The organism is Archaeoglobus sulfaticallidus PM70-1 (assembly GCF_000385565.1).
Classification (GTDB): domain Archaea; phylum Halobacteriota; class Archaeoglobi; order Archaeoglobales; family Archaeoglobaceae; genus Archaeoglobus_A; species Archaeoglobus_A sulfaticallidus.
The window spans coordinates 887218-907972 of sequence record NC_021169.1; the positions used below are offsets into that span (position 1 = coordinate 887218).

Below are 20755 nucleotides of genomic sequence, written 5' to 3' on the forward strand. Positions count from 1 at the left end.
TGAGTTGGTTAAAAAGAGGAAGAAACGATGAGATAGATAGCCTCTATTTATGTCAGGTGTTTTTCTGAGAGCAATTTAATAATTCTCAGCCCTAAAAGTAACATCTCGTACATTTCTTCTTGGGTAAGTTTTACATCTTTCTTGTGAAGCACTTGGTTCCTTATCATCCAAAATCGCCTTATGATTGATGACAACTCTGGCGAGATAATTTCCTTGGTTTCAAGGTCTTTAATCATGAAATATATTGGCTGTGGACGTTGAGTGGGAAAGTGTTTTCTATAAATCTCTCTTATAATTGATTCAATTTCTCTACCTAAGTAAACAATGGCAGTATGTGGGTCTACTTCTGAGATTTTTTCCAAGTCTGTTATCAGTTGTGAGAATAAAGACCTAAATTCGGGCTCAATTTTTGATTTTATCTCTTCAAAATCCATCATTAAACTCAAAGATCGAAGTTCAAGCTCAAAATTACCATATCTTATTTTTTTGACATATTTGAGAAGATCCTCGGAAGCAAGTAAAACAATGATTGATATTCCAAACAGGATTAAAGAAATTTCATCAAAAATAATATTTGGATTATAAGCTCGTACGATTATTAGTAACCAGCATATTGCCGCTATTATGGTTTTTTTGTTTAGATTATTTAGTATCCCCCGCACATGTACCAACCCCAATAAATTGTTCAAATTACCAATCACGAATGACTTCTGTGGATTCGACTTCTCTTTTTCCTTCTTTTGATATTACCCAAAGCCCATTAGCTGCTCGTGCTGTAGTAATAGCAATCTCCCTCCAATTATCAAAAATATCAGTGGTATCGTCTGGATGAGCTTTTTTATTTCTTAGACTAATTAAGAATTTTATAAGATCCTTAATTTCCTTGGTCACAACTCTTTCACCATTGTCTCTCCATCGGACGCGGTATAGTCCTTCAGTAAGATTTGTAAGGCTTTGTTTATGAAGCGGTTCTTGTTTATCCTTTTTTATTATCTTTACTCCTAAATTTTTTGATATTCTGCGTAACACTCCTTCCAAGCCTCTTAAAGCGGCAAAAACTCCCTGTTCTTCCATACCTACTGAGAATAAATCACGAGCAACTCTGAAATCTTTTTGCAGGTCTGTAGGTAAATCTCTGATTTCCTCCATCAAAAACCAATCGAATTCTTCTACAATCTCATAGAATTCATCTAAAAGTTTTTTCGCAGCGTCGAGGTACCTTTTTACTTCAATTCGTTTGCGAGTTTGGTTGTATCGCTCCCAGTGTATATGTAAGTCTTTGGCATGAAGAAAATCGGATGCATAACGGCTTTTGGCTAACTTTGGAAAATATAGAAATATGTATTCTCCATGATAAGATATTGCAGTGATGAGGTGGTACGCCAGTTTACTTAGATTAGACTCTTCCTCCCAATCCTTCTTATTTGGATAGTTCCGAATCAGTTTTTCCAGTTGTTCCACAGCGTTGGAAAACTCAGAAAGAGACTTGAGCACTTCCATTATATTTTCAAACAGACAGCTTTGCTTCATTCCAATATAAGGGCCTTGATGGTTGATAAAAAAAGGATTCACGTATTTTTCGAATTCGTCAAATGATTTCCAAGTTCTACGCTCTGACATTAGTCACTCACCCTCAATCAACTCATTAACAAACTTCTCCGGCTCCTTTGGCAAATGCGAATGATACTCCTCAAACTCCTTCTCAATCTGCTCCAGAAGCTGAACAACTTTTTTACCAAGAGGAGAGAGCTGATAAGCTTTCGAACCTGTAGGAGTATCATGAATTATTGTTGCTTCAATTAGTCCGAGATCGAAAAGCTCGTTTATACTCTTGGAAAGTGTTTTTTTATCAGCCAACTTCTCCAGCTGACTCCATCTTTTAGAACCGTCATTTAAGGCAATAAGTATTTTGAAGTTTCCAGTTTTGGAGAGTTTTTTCAGAATTTCCAGCAGGTTTTCTTTCATTACAACTTTTGTTGTATCTTTTCATAATATAATTGGTAGTTGGATAACATTCCTACAATTGTTGGAAAACAGTAAACCTTAAATAGTTTGTTGGCAATATATCCAACTAATGTAGGGGGTGTTACAACATGGGAGAAAAAGTCTGGGCAGATGTCCCGGAGAGATGGAAGCCCTTGATCAAGAAGGCCAAGGACATAGAGGGTTGGGATTCTCTGTCTGCATATATTAGAGAACTCATCAAGAAAGACCTCGTTTCTAAGGGTTTGCTCGGGCAGAATGGACAGGAGACCATTAAGCAGGAGGATTAACCATGAGCGATTTTGAGATCTTCATGCTCGGCTCCGCATTCATCGCTTCAGTGCTTGCTTACAGCTATGTCCAGTTGACAAAGTATGCGGAACAGTGGGTCAGGATGTGGAAGCTTCACAGGTGATGGCTGATGCAAGAGACTGCTTTTGTCAGGGCTGATCAGCTATTAACATGCAGTTATTGTGGAAAGAAATTATCAGAGATAGATCTGGTCATGATCGGGTGCTGTCCTCTCTGCAAGGAGTGCTATGAAGCGATAACCAGGGCGAGGTGAACCATGACCCTTCAGGAAATTCTCGAGACTAACACATGCCCATGTGGTGGCTCACTTGAGCAGACGATGGGTGGTCTGCAATGCTCAAAATGCGGGCTGAGAATCGTCCAGTTGAACGATTGATTGAGGAGATCGAGAGGAAGAGGTGTATCATGCTGATTGAGGTTGTCCAGCTTGCAGAGGAGCTTACCGATAACCGAGGCAATGCATTCGAGCTCACCAATCGGGCTATCTCCAAGCTTGCGAAGAGAAGGAGGGTAGAAATTGGATTCAGATACTAATTTCAAGTTAGATAAGGAATTTTTGAAGTATTTGGCTGTTCATAGTTCTCCTTTTACTTCTGCCATAGCATTGGCAATTTTAGATGAAATGACGGGTGGTAAAGTTACGGAATTTAAAAAACAGTTAGAAAATGCTCCCTCATCGTGGGTGCAAGTCCCACAGGGAGCTAAAAAGAAAGGGAGGTGTTAGGTATGGGACTGGACATAAGTGAGTTGTTTGGACTGGAGGAAATAGAGGTTGTGGATGCCCAGACAGCCGAGAAGGATGGGCAGAAAATTTTGGTTGTGTATGGAAAGCACAATGGAGTGGAAATAGACGCAATTGGCTTTTTCGGAGAGAAGGCAATTGAATCAGCACTTAAGCACGGCGAAAAGAGGGATGGCAAGGTGTATCTGAAGGTTCCAGCGAAGTTCATAACAAAGGGTGAGAAGAGGGTTCAGTGGATTAACTCATCATTCTGAGGAGCCAAGGAGAACACACAGCATTAAGCTGTATGCTCCCCTATTATAGGGGAGCTTTATTTTATAAAAAGATTTCTATGATTACAGAGTTTGATCATATCCGGTTTGCAGATCCGGATGATGAAGACTGCTCATGGATAGCAGTTTACAGGTTTAATGGCGTTGATGTTTGTCAGCATGAAGATCTATGCTCTCCTTAGATGATCTAAATGCGAGACAGGGAAATTTCGAAATTGATTTTGATGGAAATAGTGGTATTTCTTTAACTGATTTACCTTTTAATCGAAAGATAGAAACCAAGCGTTATTTGGACTCTTCAAGATGGTTTCCGATTGATCAGGCTTATGTTTTAGATATTGAGTCTTACAGATTGAATGCAAAGGTAAGGAGCATTCAGCTTTATGATATTGAGAAAAAAACAGTTCATTTTTTTGCTCATGCTGAGATTGATGAAGCTGTAAAGGCAAGAATTTATGAAGAAATAAAGGGTTACGGGATTGAACTTAACTTTTATCTGTTCAATTCAGAAAAGGAGCTTATTGAAAGTTTTTTTGAATTTCTGAGAAAAAATCCAAAGCATTTGATTGGTCATAACATTGCACATTTCGATTTGGGGTTACTCAATCAGAAAAGGCAGAAATATAAGATCGAAGGCTTCAGATTCTTTGCTCATAATGTAGGAGCCGGTGAAAAGGAAGTAAGGTTGTATTTCTCCTATTCGGTTGATAATGATTCTAAAAGGGTTCCGTATGATGAGCGTTTTTTAATAGTTGATACATTATATATTTCGTTCACATTAAATTTACCTTCAAGACTTGCAGATTTAGCGTTAGATTCACCGTTTCCAAAGAAAGAGATAGACTATTCTGAGTTTGAAAAATCGTTATTGGGTTATGAAGCGGTCATATATTCTATTTTTGATGTTTTGAGCATTCCATATGTCTATAGTGAGCTAAAGAACAGAATTTATGATTTAACTTTGCAGTATTTGAAAGTCGAGGAAAAATCAAGTCAGCTCTGTTTTGAACATGTTTGGGAAAAAGGAACTGGAGCTTTAGCAGAAGCCTATCTTAGAAAGCTGATCGGAAGGGTTAAACCCTTTGTTTCAGATCATCAGACAAAATATTTTGGAGGTATAACGAGGGATTGGGTTAATGAGAAAGTCTTTCCTTCAGATGGCAGGGTTATAAGAAATCTTGATTTCACCTCTGCTTATCCTTTTGCTGTTGCCTATCAGGGTGTTCTTGATATTCTGAATGGCGATTTTGAGGAGTATGTTGATGTTAAGTTTGATGAAGAGATTTATAACGAACTGTTATATTCGGCGGTTTTGCGATTTAAAGCTAAGAAAACCATGTATGTGATAATTGAAGTCGATAGAGAGAAAGACAAAATAAAAACTGTTAATGGAAAGAAGCAATGGGACATAAGCAATGCTTTTGGAATCGGTTATATTCGTTCATTTGATGGCATGGAGAAAGTTCAGGATATGCAACATGAGTTTGCCTTTTTAAAAGTGCAGAGAGGAGAGCACTTTATTTTAACTAAGGCTGAGTATGAGATGAACAGAGCATTTAATTCAGATTTTGATAAATTTGTTTTACCGTTGAAAATCGAGTATGGGCTGACTGCAACAAGGAAAGATAAAAGCCTTGAATATTTGAGTTTGTATGGACTCAGAAAGGAACTGAAGAAAAAAGGTGATCCCTCACAGGTTGCTTATAAGGTTCTGCTAAACTCATGTTATGGAAAATTAGCGGAATCAGAGGGAGAATGGTACAACAAGGCGTGTGCTTCAGCAATCACATCCTTTGTTAGAGCAATGCTTTTCAAGTGTTTAATGAAAGCTAAGGAGCTTGGTGTTCAGGTTTTGTATTCCGATACTGATTCAATGTATGTTAAAGCCACAGAAAAGCAGATTAGATTATTACAGGATTATTCAAATAAGCTCAATCCATTACCCAAGGAGCTGTATGGAGAAGACAATCTGAAGGATGAAGGGGAAAACATAATCTGTTTTTTTGCTACAAAGAGAAAGCGGTACACAAAGGTCATTGAAAACGAGGATGGAAGTATAACGGTGGTTATTAAAGGCGGTTCCCATAGGGACATAACTTGGAGGCATATCCTCTTAAATCTCTGTTTGCTAACAGGTGAGTTTGATGAGGAAAGGATTAAAGAGGTTTTAGCCAATAAAGAATTTCCAGATTACTTTCATTTTAATAGAACAGATTTTGAAAGTCTTTGCAGAACAATTTATGAAAAATACAAGGGTAAAGATCTATCAGAGGTTTTTCCAGAGTTAAAAACCAAAAGAGCGATTATAACCCTTTCAAGGATGATCAATTTGAGGAGAAAAAGCAGTTACAAAGAAGGGCTTTATCACTATTATGCCGTTCAGGCTTGGCAAAATGAGGTTTGGAGAAGGGATCTTTTAGAGCATGGTTATGATGAATACGATAGATTTTTGGAGCTTAAAACCTATTTAAGTGATTTAAAGGCTGAAAAGAAAAAGTATGATAGGTTAAAAACCTCAAAGTGGCAACAATTTTACGAATTGTTAAAAAATGAGCTTTATGATGAAAGTTATGGTGAATGGTTTGCAGATAGCGGAATAGCTGAAGAATATGCTTATTATTTTAGACAGTTGGCTAAGCGTTTGAATTTCACGGTCATAGATCTGAAGAATAACAGATTTTACTTGAGTCTATTTGAGAAACTAAAGGAGTATTCAGATTTGAGGGAATTGATTAATTCTATTTCTTCCGTTGTGGTTGAGGATTATCAGGATCCCGGTGAGTATTTGGCTTACCTGGATGATGAAATTTACAATGCTGAAACTAAACTGAAAGAGCTTGAGGCTAAGCTGAAGCGTTTGGAGAAAGAAGTTAAGAAGGAAAAACCATATATCGGTTTATTCTTTGAAGTGTGGAAGGGATACAGGTTTGAGGAAAATTACGATGATATTCTGGAAGATTCTGTTTTCAGCCTGAATTATGAGCTTTATGCGGTTCAACCTAAAATTGTACCTGTTATCTTTAACAGAGATTACATGGATGCATTATTCAAACCGTTAGAGATCGATACAATCGCATTCATTCTGAGAGAGGGTATAAATCTGCAAAGGCTTGACAATATCAGTAAAAAGAAGTTCACAAAGGCATGTTATGGTTTACCTCACAATGGAAAGGTCAGGCATGATGCTCTTGCTGATTATGCTCTCCATATCAGGTTAAGGTTGAATGGTTACAAAGAACTGGATGATATTGAGGTTCTTAACAAGGATAAAAAGGCGTATGCGAATACTGAGCTTTTCTTAACTCCACAAAGGATCTTTTATGGGGCATTTAGAATAAATAAATGGAGAATGTTGGAGGAGCAAACAGACATTTTTAAGGTCTATTATGTGGCAATAAAGCTTCAAAATCTGATGCGTCAGTTTATTGAAGATCAGTTCAGAAAAAATGGTGTTGAGGTTGAAATACCTCGTTTTTCAATTTGTTATCAGATCGATGTTAGTCAGAAATCAGATGAAAACTTTGCTTTTGAGGTCTATAAGGCAAAATGGGGAAAACCCTTTTACACTTGGTCTATAAATAAAACTCAAGGGCTACAATTAACAAAGTATTTGGAATGGACAATTTACCCAAAAGCTGAATCGGTTAAGCAAAAGCTTGAGCATGAAGAGCTTACAGAGAAGGAGAAAGAATATTTTCTAAAAGAGGCTGAAGAAGGATGGAGAAGTGAAATTAAATTTAAGCTAAAAAGGAACATTGACATTGTTCTGTCTTATGCTTATGTTTTCAATGCGTTGGATCATAAAAGCCTGTTAGAGTTTGTTAAGCAGTCAGATAGCTATTATAACGGAGTTATGAATGCATTTAGAAAAGTTAAAACCGTTGAAGTAAAATTAAGCACAAGATATAATGGTATTTTTATATTTGGAAGAGATAAAGTTAAGGTCATGTGGTTGTCATGTGTGTTGATTGAGGGTCATATCTTGAAATCAAGTATAGGCAAACAACCCTTTGACCTTGACCCCCTTGAGGGTCATGGGTTTGGCGTTGAACAACGCCCCCCCCAGAATGCAACGGGGCAGGATTTTGATGGGTTTATAAATGTGAAGTTGAAAGGGAAAGAACGGTTGGGTTGTATATGGCAGATTAGACAGGATGATAAGGAGTTCGTTAATTTTGAGGTTAAAGAAATGAATAGGATAGAGAAATTAGAGAGAACAGGATATGTTAATTGTATTAGGGATTAAGTGAAAAAAAGGGGATTCTGGATGCTGAAAGTAATAAATCCCCGCGGGGCTATAAATGATAAATAATGATATATAAATGATAAATGTTTAATATAGAGGATGTGGTATCCCGAAATAAAACTCTCTATCTCTTTCTACCAGCTTTTTAAGATTCAGAGGTTCATTTAGTTCAGAGCTAGATCGAGAGTTCTGTGATGTTGTATAATTACTGGAGATGTTAACTTGGCACCACCATGTTGTGCCTGCCGAGTTTGTTGTCTATGATATCATAGAAATTTTTTTACGCAATAAAGGATTGAGCGCATAAACTTTCTTTGCCTTGCCAACTTCGATTCTCGATATTACAATACCTGAAACCTCAAATTCTTTTAATATTCGTTCAATTGTTCTGTAATCTGGAATTTTAGCGATATCATATTTTTTAAGGAATTTTATGTAATCATTTATATGTTTTGATATTGGTTTTTTTGTTAAAGACTTCAACTCCTTAACAACTTCCCCATCGTGAAAGCTGTGTAGATTGATGATGTCTTTCCAAATAAACGGTCTCAAATGATCCGGGAACTTCATTTTTTTTAACTTGACTCTCAGATTCCAGTAATTGGCATACCTTAACAGGAAAAGAATTACATCTCTAGTCAGTAATGTTCGTATTTCATTCGGATTTATTGCTTTCTCCGACATGAGAAGAGCATACAAAACACTTTTTTCAGGCCCAGTCAATATCGTTAAGATTTCTGACGGTTCTATTTCCAGTTTCTCTATTTTTTCGATCGCTTCTATTATTGGTGATTCAACACTCATATTTTATATTCACTTATAAGTTTTTAAACTTTTCTGATCATTTCCACCTTTTTTCCAAGTAAGAAAATCCAAACAAATACAAACAAAGAGCAATATTATAAAAATCTTGAAACCGGGGCAAAAACTTTTGAAAATTGATCGGAACGGGAAAAATCTACCGTTCAGCTCTTGTTCTCCAAATATTCGGTCCATTCTACTACTTGAGGATTGTAAAACCGTCCTAGATCCTATAAACGTGGAAGACACTTTTGACTCTTTTGAGGAAGAGGTAGAATAATGACAAACCGTGATAATTTCCAAGATGGACAAGATAATCAATTGGCTGAAGAAAAAGGGGTTGGAGAGGAGCATATCTTCGAATCAGCAAGAACTTTTTTCTGGCAGTTCATTAATCTGAGTGCAGCTCAACTTTTAGAGGCACTTGTAAAAGCAAGGCCATTTACTTGTGAGACTGAAGAGAGCTCGGTTTTTGTGTTGAGGAATGTAGGTTAAAGCTACCTTTTGCAGATAGGATCCTCTTGGACACAAATAGTACTCTCCTCTTTCAGAGCACTTCCGAGTTAAAGTAGCTGGAAAGTGTAAAATACTTCAGCTTAAGAAGTTCTTCAAAAAAGATAAGGTAGTGGGAACAATCATAAACCCAGCCAATTTTGATGAACTGTTCATAGAGTGCTATTACCTAACTCCAGATCCGCTCTTTAGTGTTGATGATGCGGCCAGGGTTTACACAGAATGGCTTGAGAGAGTCGAGTATGTAAAAACACCAATAGATCCTAAAATCGCTTAGAGGGAGTAATCCTTGAAATTATAACTAATTTCTTTGCTCTCAGCCTTTACAATTGGCAACAGAGCCTTCACGGCTTGGAGTGCTAAGATAGGAGAGCATTCTAACTAAAGCAACTTAACCTTATCGCTGAAGCCTTTTCCTTTTTAATTTTACCAGCTTTTCATTCACTCTGCACTAAAATCAAAGCAACACATAAATCACCCAAATGAGAGCAGCCTCAAGAATTACCGCCGGAATCAGGTACCTGTACACCCCGTACAGCCTCGCATTGAAATACTGTGCCGTTAAAACTAAACACAGATGTAGAGGAGAGGTCATAACCCCGAGAAAACCGGACCCAAACACGAGCATAACATTTTCGGGTATTATCTCGCCCACTCCAGTAAAACCTGTCAGCAAAGGTAACGCGACTGATGCATAACTGATCTCAACTCCTGTCGAGAATCCGATCAGGAAAGACATTATGAAAGAAGCTACGGGTACAGGCACGCTCCATTCATTCAGATGCTGGAAGAATATCTCTGCTGAGGATGTGGTTTCAATGAGGTTCTTGTAGATCATCACAGCAAAGATCAGGATGATTATGTTGAAGTCTATTGTCCTTCTGAATATGCTCCTAATCGCACCCCAATCGACCCTTTTGTGAATGAACAGCACCATATTGGCTATAACCAGAGTTAAGAGAAAATCAATTTTCAGTCCAATGGCTAGCACTGCCACAAGCAAGACCGGGTAGAAGGAATATATCAGCATCAGAAAGTCCTTCATGGTTGGCCTAAGTCTAATGCTGAATTTTTCAGAGAATGTCATGGCCATCCCGGATAAAATTGCTAGTATGGCTATGGGATATGTTGCCATTACAACTTCAGCAAAACTGGATTTGAGCACAGCCACTCCAACAACAAAGCTCGGATACAGCGGCCAGACAGCAACCCAGAGATGCCTGAACCAGTAGTTTATGAATGTTGCCCTTTCAGGAGAGAGCCTGTACTCTTTAACGAGGCTGGCAATCATTATCGCTGAAATCAAAGCTCCTCCTGGCATTGGGAGGAATCCAACGATTAATGGGATCAGCACAACGCTGAACATTCCTGTCATTCTTGAAACCGAGTTCGTAAGCCCCTCGAAAAGCTTCAGATACTCCATCGAGTATCCCAGAGTGAAGGCGAGAACAACTATTGTAACAATCCTCAAAGTTTCAGAATCCAGCACTGAAGAAATAATATGGCTGAAAACATCTAATCCAAGGGTTAAAAATCCCAGAATAAAGGATCCCGCAAGGATGGCTACACTGATGTTGATAAATCTTATGAGCACGAGAATAAAAGCAATTGAAATAAATAAGGCTAAAGAGGGATCCATGATTATCTTATGTGACTATCTTATCTTGCTGCCCGGCTCGACTTCCCTATCCGGATGCAACAGCACTGGCTTACCATTTATGTCTGCGGCGAGTATCATCCCTCTGCTCTCAACTCCCATCAGCTTTGCGGGTTTGAGGTTGACAAGAACTGGAACGAGCTTTCCTTCAACATCTTCTGGGCTGTATTCTTCAGCTATTCCGGCAACAACCTGTCTGATCTCATCACCAATGTCGATTTCGAGCCTCATAAGCTTTCTGCTTTTTTTGATCTTCTCTGCCTTCACTATTTTCCCTATTCTCAAGTCAAGCCTCTGGAACTCCTCATAGCTTATCTCTCTAGCCTTTTGATCTTTTTGTTCTTTCTGCTCTTCTTGCTTTTCTTGCTCTTTCTTTTGCTCTTCCTTGTCTTCATTCACTGAAATCTTATTTGCCTCTTCAGCCTTTTTTATCCTTTCCAGCATGATGTGCTGGAGTTCTTCTATCTTCTCATCTGGAATCTTCTGGAACGGTATTTTTGGCTTAGATATGACGAACTTGCTCACAGCCATGGCTGAATCGATCTTTTCTTTCTCAATTTCCATACCGAAAACCTTTGAGAATTCCTTCATCGTTTTCGGAAGGACTGGATAGCTGAGCAGGACTATTGCTCTGGCAATCTGCAGGCATGAGGCAACAACTCTCTTAGCCTCTTCAACATCCTTCTTTACGAGATCCCACGGCTGGGCATTCTGGAAGTAGTTGTTCCCGAAGCTTGAAAGCTCCATGAACGCATCGCTGACAACCTTGAACTCCCAATTAGCCAGCCCATTTTTAATCTTGTCCATCGCGGTTTTAATTGCGGAGAGGGCTTTTTCATCCACTTCTGCATCAATCTCAGCTTTCTCGCCCTCTCTGAAGTTCTTCCAGGCAAAGTATGTTACTCTATAGAGGAAGTTGCCGAGATTTGCTATGAGCTCGTTGTTTATCTTCTCACCAAAAACCTCCCATGAAAAGTTGAGGTCTTTCTGGTGAGATGTGTAGTTCACGAGGTAATATCTCAGAAAGTCGGTATTCAATCCCGATTTAAGGTAATCCTCCTCAAGCCACACAACATAGCCCCTTGTTTTGGAGAATGTTTTTCCATCAACCTTTACCATTCCGCTTGCTATCACGGATGATGGCAGGGCATATTTCGCACCCCTGAGCATTGCAGGCCAGAAGATGCAGTGGTGGTAAACAATGTCCAGCCCTATGAAGTGGATTATCTCCGCATCGCCATGTACCCATATTTTCTTCCAGTCGATGTTCTTGCTCTCGCAGGCTCTTTCGGTGAAGGATATGTAGCCTATTGGTGCATCGACCCACACATATACTACCAGATCCTCTCCAGGGAATTTGACACCCCATTCGAGGTTTCTGGTTATGCACCAGTCCTTTAACTCCATCGAAACCCACTGCCTTGCATAGTTGAGGGCATTCTCAGTACCTCTAAGGTTGCTCAGGAAATCGAGCAGGAAATCTTTGAATTCCGTCAGCTTGAAGAAGTAGTGTTTCTGCTTCCTGAAAACTGCTCTGCTACCACAGATCTTGCATCGTGGCTCAAGTATCTCACCGGGCTCGAGATGCCTTCCACATCCCTGATCACATTCATCCCCTCTCGCTGTAGCTCCGCAATATGGGCAGATACCTTCAACATACCTGTCCGGGAGGAATCTATCGCAGTTCGGACAGTAAGCCAGCTCTATTTCCCTTGGATATATGTATCCGTTGTCAATTAACCTCTTTACTATCTCCTGAGTTCTTCTGTGGTGGTATTCTTCATCCGTCCTTCCAAAATAATCGAATTCTATATCTATCTCCTTGAAGACTCTGTTGAAGTGCTCATGATATATATCAACAAGCTCTCTGGGCTTTAAACCCTCTTTTTCGGCATTAACGACGATCGGAGTTCCATGACAGTCACTTCCACAAACAAAGATGACTTCTTCACCAAACATTCTCATATATTTTACATAAACATCAGCAGGGACATAAGTCCTGAGATGACCTATGTGAGCCTTACCATTCGCATAGGGGAGACCGCATGTAACGAGCTTCATGGCAGAAGGATTTGCAGGATGAAGATATAACTTTTTGGTTTATTGTCTGGCTTTTTGATGGTTAACCATGGTGAAGTTTTAATTCCTGCTCACTAATTTATGCCAAGTATGCTAAAAAGTTTAAAACGTGGATCAGAAAGCAGGGATAAAACCCCAAATCCTTTTTATACCTCTAATACCTTAAATATAGCTATGAACTACTCTGATATCGTGGTCAGATCGGCTGAAAGCCTGATCGACCACATAAGACATTTCCCAAAGATACTGGAGGAGCAAAAAACCTCAATCAACGAGTTTTTCAGGTTGATTGAAAATGGTAAGGCCATACACATCTTCGGAGTTGGGAGGAGCGGTGCTGTAGCTCTTTGCTTTGCAATAAGGCTCAAGCATTTTGAAAAAATTTTCGGGCACAAGGTTTGGTGGTTGGGGGATGAGGTTAGGGAGAAGATTGAGAATGGAGATGTATTGATAATTTTCTCAGGCTCGGGAGAGACTGCTGAAGCTGTTTTCATAGCCCAGAAAGCGAAAGAGGTTGGAGCCAGGATTGTGCTTATAACCTCTTTCCCGGAATCCACCATCGGCAAGATGTCGGATCTCTTAATAACGCTCCCGGGTGGACTGGAGAAGTCCAAGGGATGGAAGTACTTGCAGGCTCAGATTACCGAGGATTCCCCTTTCTATGGTGGAGGAAAGTTCGAGTTGATGGCCTACCTGCTCCAGGAGACACTTATAACCGGAATAGGGAAGTGGATGAAGATCGGGAAGGATGTTGTTGTCAGGGAGCATGTTAGGGACTCCTGAGGTTTTGCAGTTTTTTGATACATAAATCCAGAAAAAGTTCAGATTCGTTTGACTTATATTATAAAAAACCGAGCCAGAATCAGAGTTCGATCCTGTCAACCTCTCTGAATATCCCGGCAACCCTGTAAAATGTAGTAACATCCCTCAGCCTCCTGAGGTCATCCTCGTTCAGCCTCTTCTCAACTTCCGAGAAGAAGATGTAGTCCCCAAGCCCCGTACCGGAAGGTCTGGATTCGAGCTTTCTCAGGTTTATGTTCTTTTCATAAAATACTTCAAGGACATCTTTCAATGCTCCGGGTTTGTCCTCAACTCCAAAGAATAGCGAAGTGACATTTCCATCAACCTCTCCACTCCCCTGCTTTCGGATTATATAGAACCTCGTTACATTGTTTTCCATGTCCTGTATTCCCTTTCTGAGTATGTAGAGGTTGTACAGCCTTGCAGCATTTTCGGAGACTATTGCTGCTGAGGTGTCTTTCAGCATCGATATCGCATCTGAGGTGCTTGAAGTGTATCTGAGTTTCGCTTTTGGCAGATAATTATTTATGAACTCTGCACACTGTGCCATTGCCTGCGGATGAGAGTAAACTTCCTCAATCTCCGTCAGCTCAAGCTTCTTTTTGCTCGCAAGCACATGGATAACCTCCATCTTTGTCTCTCCAAAAACCTCAACATCATACCTCATCAAAGCATCGATCGATTTCAGGACTGTACCATGCACGGAGTTCTCGATTGGAATTAGGCCGTAAGTGTTTTCATCTTTCTCAACCATCCTGACTATCTCCTCAACCGACGAGCAGTAGATGAACGGGACTCTCGATCCGGTAAGCTTTAAAGCAACTTCATCGCTGAAGCTTCCCATTGGCCCAAGAACAGCCATTCTTTTGGATATTCCAAGAATTCTGTACTCTTCAGCCTTTGTGAGGTGAAATATCTCTCCAAAAATCCTGTTCAGCATCATTCTGTTGAGGGTTGTACTCGAAGCAAGCTCCTTCAGCTTTACCTCCTCTATCTCGGAGATCTCGATTGGCAGGTTCTTCTCCTTTTTGTACATCGCTATCTCTTTTCCAGCTCTGACCCTTCTTTCGATCAGCCTTAAAATGAGTGAATCGACGACCCTTATGTAACCTCTCAGGGCGTGGATGTCTCTCTCTGGTATCTCCGATGCCCTTGCAGAATCGAGTATTATCGTGCTACCTCCAAAGTCATCGAATACCTTTTTTGATGCCTCGAAGATCTCTTTGAACCTGGCATCATCTCTAAGCCCATCATGCAACTCCAGAATGCTCTTAACAAGCTCCTCTCTCAGCTGTTCGGAGTTTTTCTGTATGTTGTAGTACATCCTCCAGTCCTGATTTATGATTCTCGAGGCGAGCTTGTACAGAGTATAGAATATCGGTGAGGCATAATTCAAATCGTTTTTGTCCATTCTGTCCTTCAAGAAGTTTGCCATGGCTATAAGCAAAAAGTGCGCCACGCCCTGAATTTCAGCCATCTTGTGGTCGTGCAGTCTGTAGTTTAACCTGCTTATGTTAGCTCCAGCCCTGTATAGCTCATCGAGAATTAACTTCCCCTCTTCCCTTCCGGATTCATAAACGACGATTATGTTTGACAACCCAAGATCGCTGTCCGGGCCGATCATCGGATGAATGCTCAGAACATCGAAGTTCCTGATCAGCTTATCGAGATCACTCTTCACCGATGCGATATCAACGATCAGGGGCTTTTTGTAGAATTTCGTGGATAGCTTCTCCAGCTTGCTGATAACCGAGTCAATCGAGTCCATCGGAACGCACAGAAAGATGACATCGAAGCCGAACAGATCCTTCTCATCAACCTCTCTCTTGTTCTCATCGATATCGTATCCCTTTACTGTATAACCTCTGAGCTCGAAGAATTTTTTGAACAGGGTTCCCATTCCACCCATTCCCCAGATCAGTATCTTTGGTTTCTGCTCGATCCTATTCATTCTCAAGCTCATCACCAATAATTTTTCGTATTGCAACTGCCTCCTCAACAGAGATCTGCCCCTCAGCAGCTTTCCTGCCAGCGTGGCAGTAGATTATTGGATTTCCGAGCATTGTGGAGATCACCCTCGTGAACTTGAACCGCTCACCCATTACAAAAGCTATCAGGTTGTCGTATTCACTGTGGAGTTTCAGGATGGTTTTAACATCCTCTTTACCATTTTCTCTCCTTCCAAGGATCGCTATCTTGAATATGTCCCCTCTTTTACCCTCCACAAGATCGCTCAGATACTCATATCCTGGATTTATGCCGTGATAAGATTCGATAATCCTGCAATCAAACACATCAAAAACATCATCATCCATATCACTTTCAATATCGACAAAATCAGCATATTTTGAGAACTTTTTGAGTTTCTTTATCCTTCCACTCTCATCGCCGTCATAGTACCCACCATCTGCTCTCCTCCTGCATGTGATGATCTTTTCCTTGCCCAGATCCTCTGATAGCTTGATTATCTCTTCTGCATTTGCTACTGCATCGATTCTTATCTCAACAATATCACACATCTCAATCATTCTCTTACTGAACTCTCCAACCACAGATGCTACTATTTTCATGTTTCCTTCATGTTTACCTGGGTTATCTCTCAACTATAAACTCATCAACTTCTGCCCCGAAATGCCTGCCTTTTCCGCTTCTATCGACCCATCCAAGCACCTTATCTCCCTCCTTAAGCATTGAAACAGAGATGTGTTCTCCTTTGCTGTTTACGAGTTTTATCGTCTCCGCATTCTGCAATATGATCGTGCCTTTTTCCTCGCTGATTCTGCCGGATATCAGGATCATCGGTCTTTTCTCGATTTTCACCCTTCCAACATAGCTCCTTCTGGTCTTTCCATCGTATGAAACAATTTCAACCTCATCTCCTGCTTTCAGCTCAGACAGATACCTCGTTCTATCTCCAACCCTGATGTAGGCGTTGACACTTCCTGCGTTAACTCTGAAAGGCCTCGAGGATACATACTCACTTTCCTCGCTTTCACTCGCAACGAGGAACATGAACTTCGAGCTGTTGCCCACGAGCATACCCTCTCCAACATTCATCAGCGAGATTGTGTCTATGCAAACCCTGTCGCCCATTCCAAGAGGTTTTATCTCATCAATCTCGATCTCAACCATCTCAACCCTGTCCATCGAGGACATGATCTCCCTGAACTTCGAGAGTTCATCTCTATCCTTTGATGAAACTATTATTCCATCTGCCCCCTTCTCAAGCGTTTCAAGAGCCAGTTTTGCAGATTCCACGGAATCAACATGCACGATTAGCTTCGCCCTCCCCTTCATCGCTATCAGATTCTCGAGAGGAATTACCTTCCAGTCCGAGAAATCCAGAAACAGGTAGTCCATGGTTTTGGATAGTTCAATCGCCCTATCCTGATCCTCGGAGGAGGATACTGTAAGAAAGCTGTTCCTGTCTGTGATAACCTTTATTCTACCCAGTTGCCGTATCTTATCTTCAAAACCCTCCTTAACGAACACTCCGCTGTATCCAAGTTCGAGAGCGTTCTTGACACCCTCTTTTACATCATCCCATTGATCGTCATCTATTCGTAACCATATCTCCTTCATACAGTAATCCTCCAGCCTCTTCTACATCTGCATTTTCGTGAATTATCATCTTCAACGCCTTCACCATCATTTTTGGATTGCTGTGCTGAAAGACATTTCTGCCCACCGCAACCCCGGAAGCTCCAGCGATCATCGCCTCCTTGATTTCCTGCAGGAAGGCAAGATCATTCATTTTACTTCCACCTGCAACAACCACAGGTATGGACGAGGACTCCACAACATCAGCAAAGGACTCTATCGATCCAGTATAGTTCGTTTTGACTATGTCTGCCCCAAGCTCATAGCCTATTCTCACAGCGTGGCTCACCATTTTCGGATCCTTCTCATCTATTCCTTTTCCCCTGGGATACATCATTGCGAGCAATGGCATAGCCCAGTCATCGCATATCTCCGAGATCATTCCCAGGATCTCCAGCTGTTCTCCTTCCCTCTCACTACCAACATTTATGTGAACGCTGACCGCATCAGCCCCAAGCTTTATCGCACTCTCAACGCTCGTCACGAGTCTCTTGTACTCCGGCTCTCTCAGAACAGTTGATGCGCTGAGATGGATTATCAGAGCCCCTTCGTAGCATTTCAGAGCTTTAGAGTTCTTGGCAACTCCTTTGTGCAGAACTATCGCATCAGCCTCCTTAACTTTACCAATCATCTGATCTATGTTGCTCAATCCTTTTATCGGCCCTACTGTGATTCCGTGATCCATCGGAACTATTAATGTCCTCCCATTTTTCAGTATTCTTGCCAGTCTTCTTTTTTTGCCTATCATTATTATTCACCTTTTATTAAAATTCCATATTTTTTTCCACGCAGAAACTTTAACGGAACCCATAACCCACCAACTCCACAGAGTGTTTAATAGAAGAAAGGATAGCCAAAGCTAAACCAAAAATAGCTGTAATTTGGGTTTGAGATAGACATTTCTACCATCACTTCTGAATTATTAATAAAGTATATAAGATTTGTGTTTTAGGGTTGAGTCTCGTGGGTTGTGAATTTGGTGATGCGGCAGAATATGAATAAAAAGGAAAAATCCTGCAAAAGCATAACGACATAAGGCTACCCAACTCAACTCAAATTCGGCAATGCTAAAGTTCGTGTGGCATTTCATAAAGCACTACACCAAAACCATCAAACAAAAAAGATTTTACACTTCGCAACCGCTTTCATGTATGGTAAAGCTGAAGGTTGCCCACACTCCGGATGCTGATGATGCATTCATGTTCTACGCCATGACTCATGATGAGATAGACACATGGCTCGAGATCGAGCATGTGATTGAAGACATCGAATCCCTAAACAGGAAGGCTTTTGAGGTAGAATATGATGTAACAGCCATTTCAGCCTACGCCTACTCGTTTTTGAGTGACAGATATCAGATCCTTTCTTCTGGAGCGAGTGTAGGAGATGGATACGGGCCGATAGTTGTTGCCATGGAGGAGATTGATCTCAGGCACAGGGAGATCGCTGTGCCGGGAAGATATACCACCGCAAACCTGCTGCTCAACCTCGCCATAGATTTCAAGCCAGTGGAGATGAGATTCGATGAGATAATCCCTGCAGTCAAGGAGGGAAGGGTTGATGCCGGACTTTTGATTCATGAGGGACAGATAACCTATAAGGACCACAATCTCGTCAGGGTTCTCGACCTGTGGGAGTGGTGGCACGATAAAGCAAAGCTACCCCTCCCGCTTGGACTGAACGCGATAAAAAGGGATTTAGATGCAGAGGTCAAAAAGGAGTTCTTGAGAGTGATGAGAGAAAGCATAAACTATGCCTTAAAGAATGTTGACATCGCGATGGACTATGCGATGAAGTATTCGAGGGGTCTGGATAAAGAGACTGCAACGAAGTTCGCTCTGATGTATGTGAATAGATACACCTATGAGATGCCGGAAAGTGTGAAAAAAGCCCTCGAATTGCTTTATAAAATGGGAGAAAAGAAGGGCTTGCTGAAAATGCCACCACTCGACATACTTTAGCTTTATCACTTCAGCTTTGAGCCAACAAGCTCAGCAACCCTCTTTCCGCTTAACAGCATCCCTCCGAAGATTGGTCCCATTCTTGGGTGGCCATAAACTGCAGCAACGGTCATTCCTGCCACGAAAAGCCCGGGGAACACTTCAGATGTGTTGTCCACAACACCCCTCTCCCCAAGCGGAGCATCCATGTACTTCTCACCTTTAAGCTCCAGATCTCCACCCTTTCTGGCAAGAATGCTGCAAACTGACGCATCATGCCCTGTAGCATCGATAACTGCCTTCGTTGACACCGTTATTGGGTCTATGTGGAGGTTGCTCATCTCCACTGGCGTGTAGTTTATAACCAGGCCGGCAACCCTGCCATTCTTGACCATAACATCCTCAACATTGATCAGGTTGAATACCTTCGCTTTTTTCGAGGCATTGTATATCAACCCGCCAGCCAGTTCAATCGCATCCACAACATAGTGCTTTTCATCATAGTTCTCATAACCTATACCAAGATCGTCGAGTATGCCTGTTGCCTCTTCCTGAACGACAACCTTGTTGAACATCATTCCTCCGCCCCATATACCTCCGCCAAGACTGAGCTTCTTTTCGAATAGAACGGTTTTGAAACCCATATCTCCAAGATAGTAAGCGGAGACCAAACCTGATGGACCACCACCAACGATGGCAACATCACTTTCCAGAACATCCATCAGCTTGGCCGAATACTTCTCCACTATCGCCTTCGAGATCTTTATCTCATCAACCATACCCATAAATTCACCTCCAACCTATAAATTTAACGGTGTTAATTTTGGTCTTACAGCATCAGCCTCCCCATCCTTGCAAGATGGTTGCTGTTCATAACGTGATCGATCGCGCTAACGAGTTCGATGGCTGAATCTATCTCCTCAAGCATTCTGTCCTTGTCTTCAGGAAGCTTTCCATGCACACCCATGAATATCGGCCTGTTGTTCGCGAAGAGATGATTCGAGACATGATCACATGTGAAGTATGTTTTTGCATCGATGTTCTCAACCAGCATTCTCAACTCCTCAAGCTGCCCTACAGGATCCAGCAGCCTTAAATTCAATTTCTCGATATCGGTTCCCGGTATCACTGTCAGCGTTCTAATCCTGACAAAATCTGGTTTTGCCTCATTTATAACCTCGGCACTTTTAAGAGCGTGACTCCTGCTTCTTTCCTTACCACCAAGTCCAAGGATGTAGTAGAAGGAGACCTCGAAGTTCTTTCCAGCCTTCTTTCCGGCCTGAATTATGTCCTCTGCCGTAGCACCCTTTTTTACTAACTTCAGCACTTCATCATCTCCACTTTCCATGCCTATATGGACTCTATCCAGTCCAGCATCTTTCAATGCAAGGAGTTTCTCCTCGCTCATTCTGGCGATGGTCTTTGCTCTCGCATAAGCGGTAACTCTCTCGATCCAGGGATTTTTCTCCCTCAGATAATTTATGATCTCAACTATGTCGTTGTGAACTAGAGGGTTGGAGTCTCCTAAAAAAGCTGTTCTCGCATATGGAAAGAACTCTCTCAACCTGTCTATTTCACGAAAAATCTCGCTTTTATCTCTCTTTTCAAATTTCATGTCCTTGTACATCCCACAGAAGGCACATTTATTCCATGTGCATCCCCTAACAACCCTAATCAGCGCGCTTCCCGCCTCACTAGGAGGGCGGTATGGTGGATAATCATACTCCATGGATTGAGTAGTAGCACTCAGAAAATATAGTTTTTCAACACATAATCTATAAGAAACCACTTTTCACCACAAAATATAAA

The 20755-nt window shown here is 41.1% G+C and carries 24 protein-coding genes; 12 read left to right on the forward strand and 12 right to left on the reverse strand.

All coding sequences use genetic code 11. The features are described from left to right. Nucleotides 1-47: 47 nt before the first annotated feature. Genes ASULF_RS04770 through ASULF_RS04780 form a run of 3 tightly spaced genes read right to left on the reverse strand, consistent with a single transcriptional unit; the run spans nt 48 to nt 1965 of the window. Complete coding sequence (locus ASULF_RS04770; protein ID WP_015590564.1) at nt 48-662, reverse strand: hypothetical protein; 615 nt, start codon at nt 660-662, stop codon at nt 48-50. A gap of 28 nt (nt 663-690) precedes the next feature. Next, entirely contained in the window at nt 691-1620 is a 930-nt protein-coding gene (locus ASULF_RS04775; protein WP_015590565.1) for a hypothetical protein, read from the reverse strand. Between the two features lie 3 nt (nt 1621-1623). Next, nucleotides 1624-1965: a winged helix-turn-helix transcriptional regulator gene (locus ASULF_RS04780; protein ID WP_015590566.1), complete on the reverse strand. Its 342-nt coding sequence runs from the start codon at nt 1963-1965 to the stop codon at nt 1624-1626. 128 nt (nt 1966-2093) lie between these two features. Between ASULF_RS04780 and ASULF_RS04785 the strand changes: the two genes are divergently transcribed. From ASULF_RS04785 to ASULF_RS04800, 8 genes are all read left to right on the forward strand, one after another. Next, complete coding sequence (locus ASULF_RS04785) at nt 2094-2273, forward strand: hypothetical protein (protein WP_015590567.1); 180 nt, start codon at nt 2094-2096, stop codon at nt 2271-2273. 2 nt (nt 2274-2275) lie between these two features. Further along, a complete protein-coding gene (locus tag ASULF_RS12290) occupies nt 2276-2398 on the forward strand; it encodes a hypothetical protein (RefSeq protein WP_015590568.1) in 123 nt (40 codons plus the stop codon). A 6-nt stretch (nt 2399-2404) separates the two neighbouring features. After that, nucleotides 2405-2548, forward strand: a complete 144-nt coding sequence (locus ASULF_RS11905) for a hypothetical protein (protein WP_169336386.1) — start codon at nt 2405-2407, stop codon at nt 2546-2548. A 152-nt stretch (nt 2549-2700) separates the two neighbouring features. After that, complete coding sequence (locus ASULF_RS12295; RefSeq protein ID WP_269077385.1) at nt 2701-2829, forward strand: hypothetical protein; 129 nt, start codon at nt 2701-2703, stop codon at nt 2827-2829. Continuing rightward, nucleotides 2813-3019, forward strand: coding sequence for a hypothetical protein (locus tag ASULF_RS04790; protein WP_048098121.1), 207 nt, complete (start codon nt 2813-2815; stop codon nt 3017-3019). The genes ASULF_RS12295 and ASULF_RS04790 overlap by 17 nt, the downstream gene beginning before the upstream one ends. Before the next feature lie 2 nt (nt 3020-3021). Next, nucleotides 3022-3291: a hypothetical protein gene (locus tag ASULF_RS04795; protein WP_015590570.1), complete on the forward strand. Its 270-nt coding sequence runs from the start codon at nt 3022-3024 to the stop codon at nt 3289-3291. A gap of 77 nt (nt 3292-3368) precedes the next feature. Then, nucleotides 3369-3491, forward strand: a complete 123-nt coding sequence (locus ASULF_RS12300) for a hypothetical protein (RefSeq protein ID WP_269077386.1) — start codon at nt 3369-3371, stop codon at nt 3489-3491. Beyond that, the gene (locus ASULF_RS04800) at nt 3479-7555 is read left to right on the forward strand and encodes a DNA polymerase domain-containing protein (protein ID WP_015590571.1); all 4077 of its coding nucleotides are present in this window, start codon (nt 3479-3481) and stop codon (nt 7553-7555) included. Before ASULF_RS12300 ends, ASULF_RS04800 begins: the two co-directional genes overlap by 13 nt. 258 nt (nt 7556-7813) lie before the next feature. On the opposite strand, the gene ASULF_RS04805 is transcribed toward ASULF_RS04800, so the two are convergent. Beyond that, entirely contained in the window at nt 7814-8359 is a 546-nt protein-coding gene (locus tag ASULF_RS04805) for a hypothetical protein (RefSeq protein WP_015590572.1), read from the reverse strand. A 276-nt stretch (nt 8360-8635) separates the two neighbouring features. On the opposite strand from ASULF_RS04805, the gene ASULF_RS04810 reads away from it, so the two are divergent. Beyond that, nucleotides 8636-8851, forward strand: a complete 216-nt coding sequence (locus ASULF_RS04810; protein WP_048098122.1) for a hypothetical protein — start codon at nt 8636-8638, stop codon at nt 8849-8851. 130 nt (nt 8852-8981) lie between these two features. After that, a complete protein-coding gene (locus ASULF_RS11910; protein WP_015590573.1) occupies nt 8982-9146 on the forward strand; it encodes a hypothetical protein in 165 nt (54 codons plus the stop codon). A gap of 180 nt (nt 9147-9326) precedes the next feature. Here ASULF_RS11910 and ASULF_RS04815 read toward each other — a convergent pair whose 3' ends face one another. Both ASULF_RS04815 and metG read right to left on the reverse strand, forming a co-directional pair. Then, on the reverse strand, nt 9327-10463 hold the full coding sequence (locus ASULF_RS04815) for a DUF401 family protein (protein ID WP_236609716.1): 1137 nt from the start codon (nt 10461-10463) through the stop codon (nt 9327-9329). A 60-nt stretch (nt 10464-10523) separates the two neighbouring features. Then, nucleotides 10524-12587, reverse strand: a complete 2064-nt coding sequence (metG, locus tag ASULF_RS04820; protein ID WP_015590575.1) for a methionine--tRNA ligase — start codon at nt 12585-12587, stop codon at nt 10524-10526. Between the two features lie 192 nt (nt 12588-12779). Here metG and ASULF_RS04825 point away from each other — a divergent pair, with 192 nt between their 5' ends. Next, nucleotides 12780-13388, forward strand: coding sequence for an SIS domain-containing protein (locus ASULF_RS04825; RefSeq protein WP_015590576.1), 609 nt, complete (start codon nt 12780-12782; stop codon nt 13386-13388). A 79-nt stretch (nt 13389-13467) separates the two neighbouring features. Here ASULF_RS04825 and pheA read toward each other — a convergent pair whose 3' ends face one another. Genes pheA through ASULF_RS04845 form a run of 4 tightly spaced genes read right to left on the reverse strand, consistent with a single transcriptional unit; the run spans nt 13468 to nt 17754 of the window. After that, the gene (gene pheA / locus ASULF_RS04830) at nt 13468-15357 is read right to left on the reverse strand and encodes a prephenate dehydratase (protein ID WP_015590577.1); all 1890 of its coding nucleotides are present in this window, start codon (nt 15355-15357) and stop codon (nt 13468-13470) included. Further along, complete coding sequence (locus tag ASULF_RS04835; RefSeq protein ID WP_015590578.1) at nt 15350-15976, reverse strand: type I 3-dehydroquinate dehydratase; 627 nt, start codon at nt 15974-15976, stop codon at nt 15350-15352. Before ASULF_RS04835 ends, pheA begins: the two co-directional genes overlap by 8 nt. Before the next feature lie 22 nt (nt 15977-15998). Beyond that, nucleotides 15999-16988, reverse strand: a complete 990-nt coding sequence (locus ASULF_RS04840) for a 3-dehydroquinate synthase II (RefSeq protein ID WP_015590579.1) — start codon at nt 16986-16988, stop codon at nt 15999-16001. Next, nucleotides 16960-17754: a 2-amino-3,7-dideoxy-D-threo-hept-6-ulosonate synthase gene (locus tag ASULF_RS04845; RefSeq protein ID WP_015590580.1), complete on the reverse strand. Its 795-nt coding sequence runs from the start codon at nt 17752-17754 to the stop codon at nt 16960-16962. Before ASULF_RS04845 ends, ASULF_RS04840 begins: the two co-directional genes overlap by 29 nt. A gap of 403 nt (nt 17755-18157) precedes the next feature. Between ASULF_RS04845 and ASULF_RS04850 the strand changes: the two genes are divergently transcribed. Then, a complete protein-coding gene (locus ASULF_RS04850; RefSeq protein ID WP_015590581.1) occupies nt 18158-18967 on the forward strand; it encodes a menaquinone biosynthesis family protein in 810 nt (269 codons plus the stop codon). A gap of 5 nt (nt 18968-18972) precedes the next feature. Here ASULF_RS04850 and ASULF_RS04855 read toward each other — a convergent pair whose 3' ends face one another. Next, a complete protein-coding gene (locus ASULF_RS04855; RefSeq protein ID WP_048098322.1) occupies nt 18973-19725 on the reverse strand; it encodes a sulfide-dependent adenosine diphosphate thiazole synthase in 753 nt (250 codons plus the stop codon). 50 nt (nt 19726-19775) lie between these two features. Continuing rightward, nucleotides 19776-20675 carry a radical SAM protein gene (locus ASULF_RS04860; RefSeq protein WP_015590583.1) on the reverse strand — a complete coding sequence of 300 codons (900 nt, stop codon included), beginning with the start codon at nt 20673-20675 and terminating at the stop codon, nt 19776-19778. Nucleotides 20676-20755: the final 80 nt, after the last annotated feature.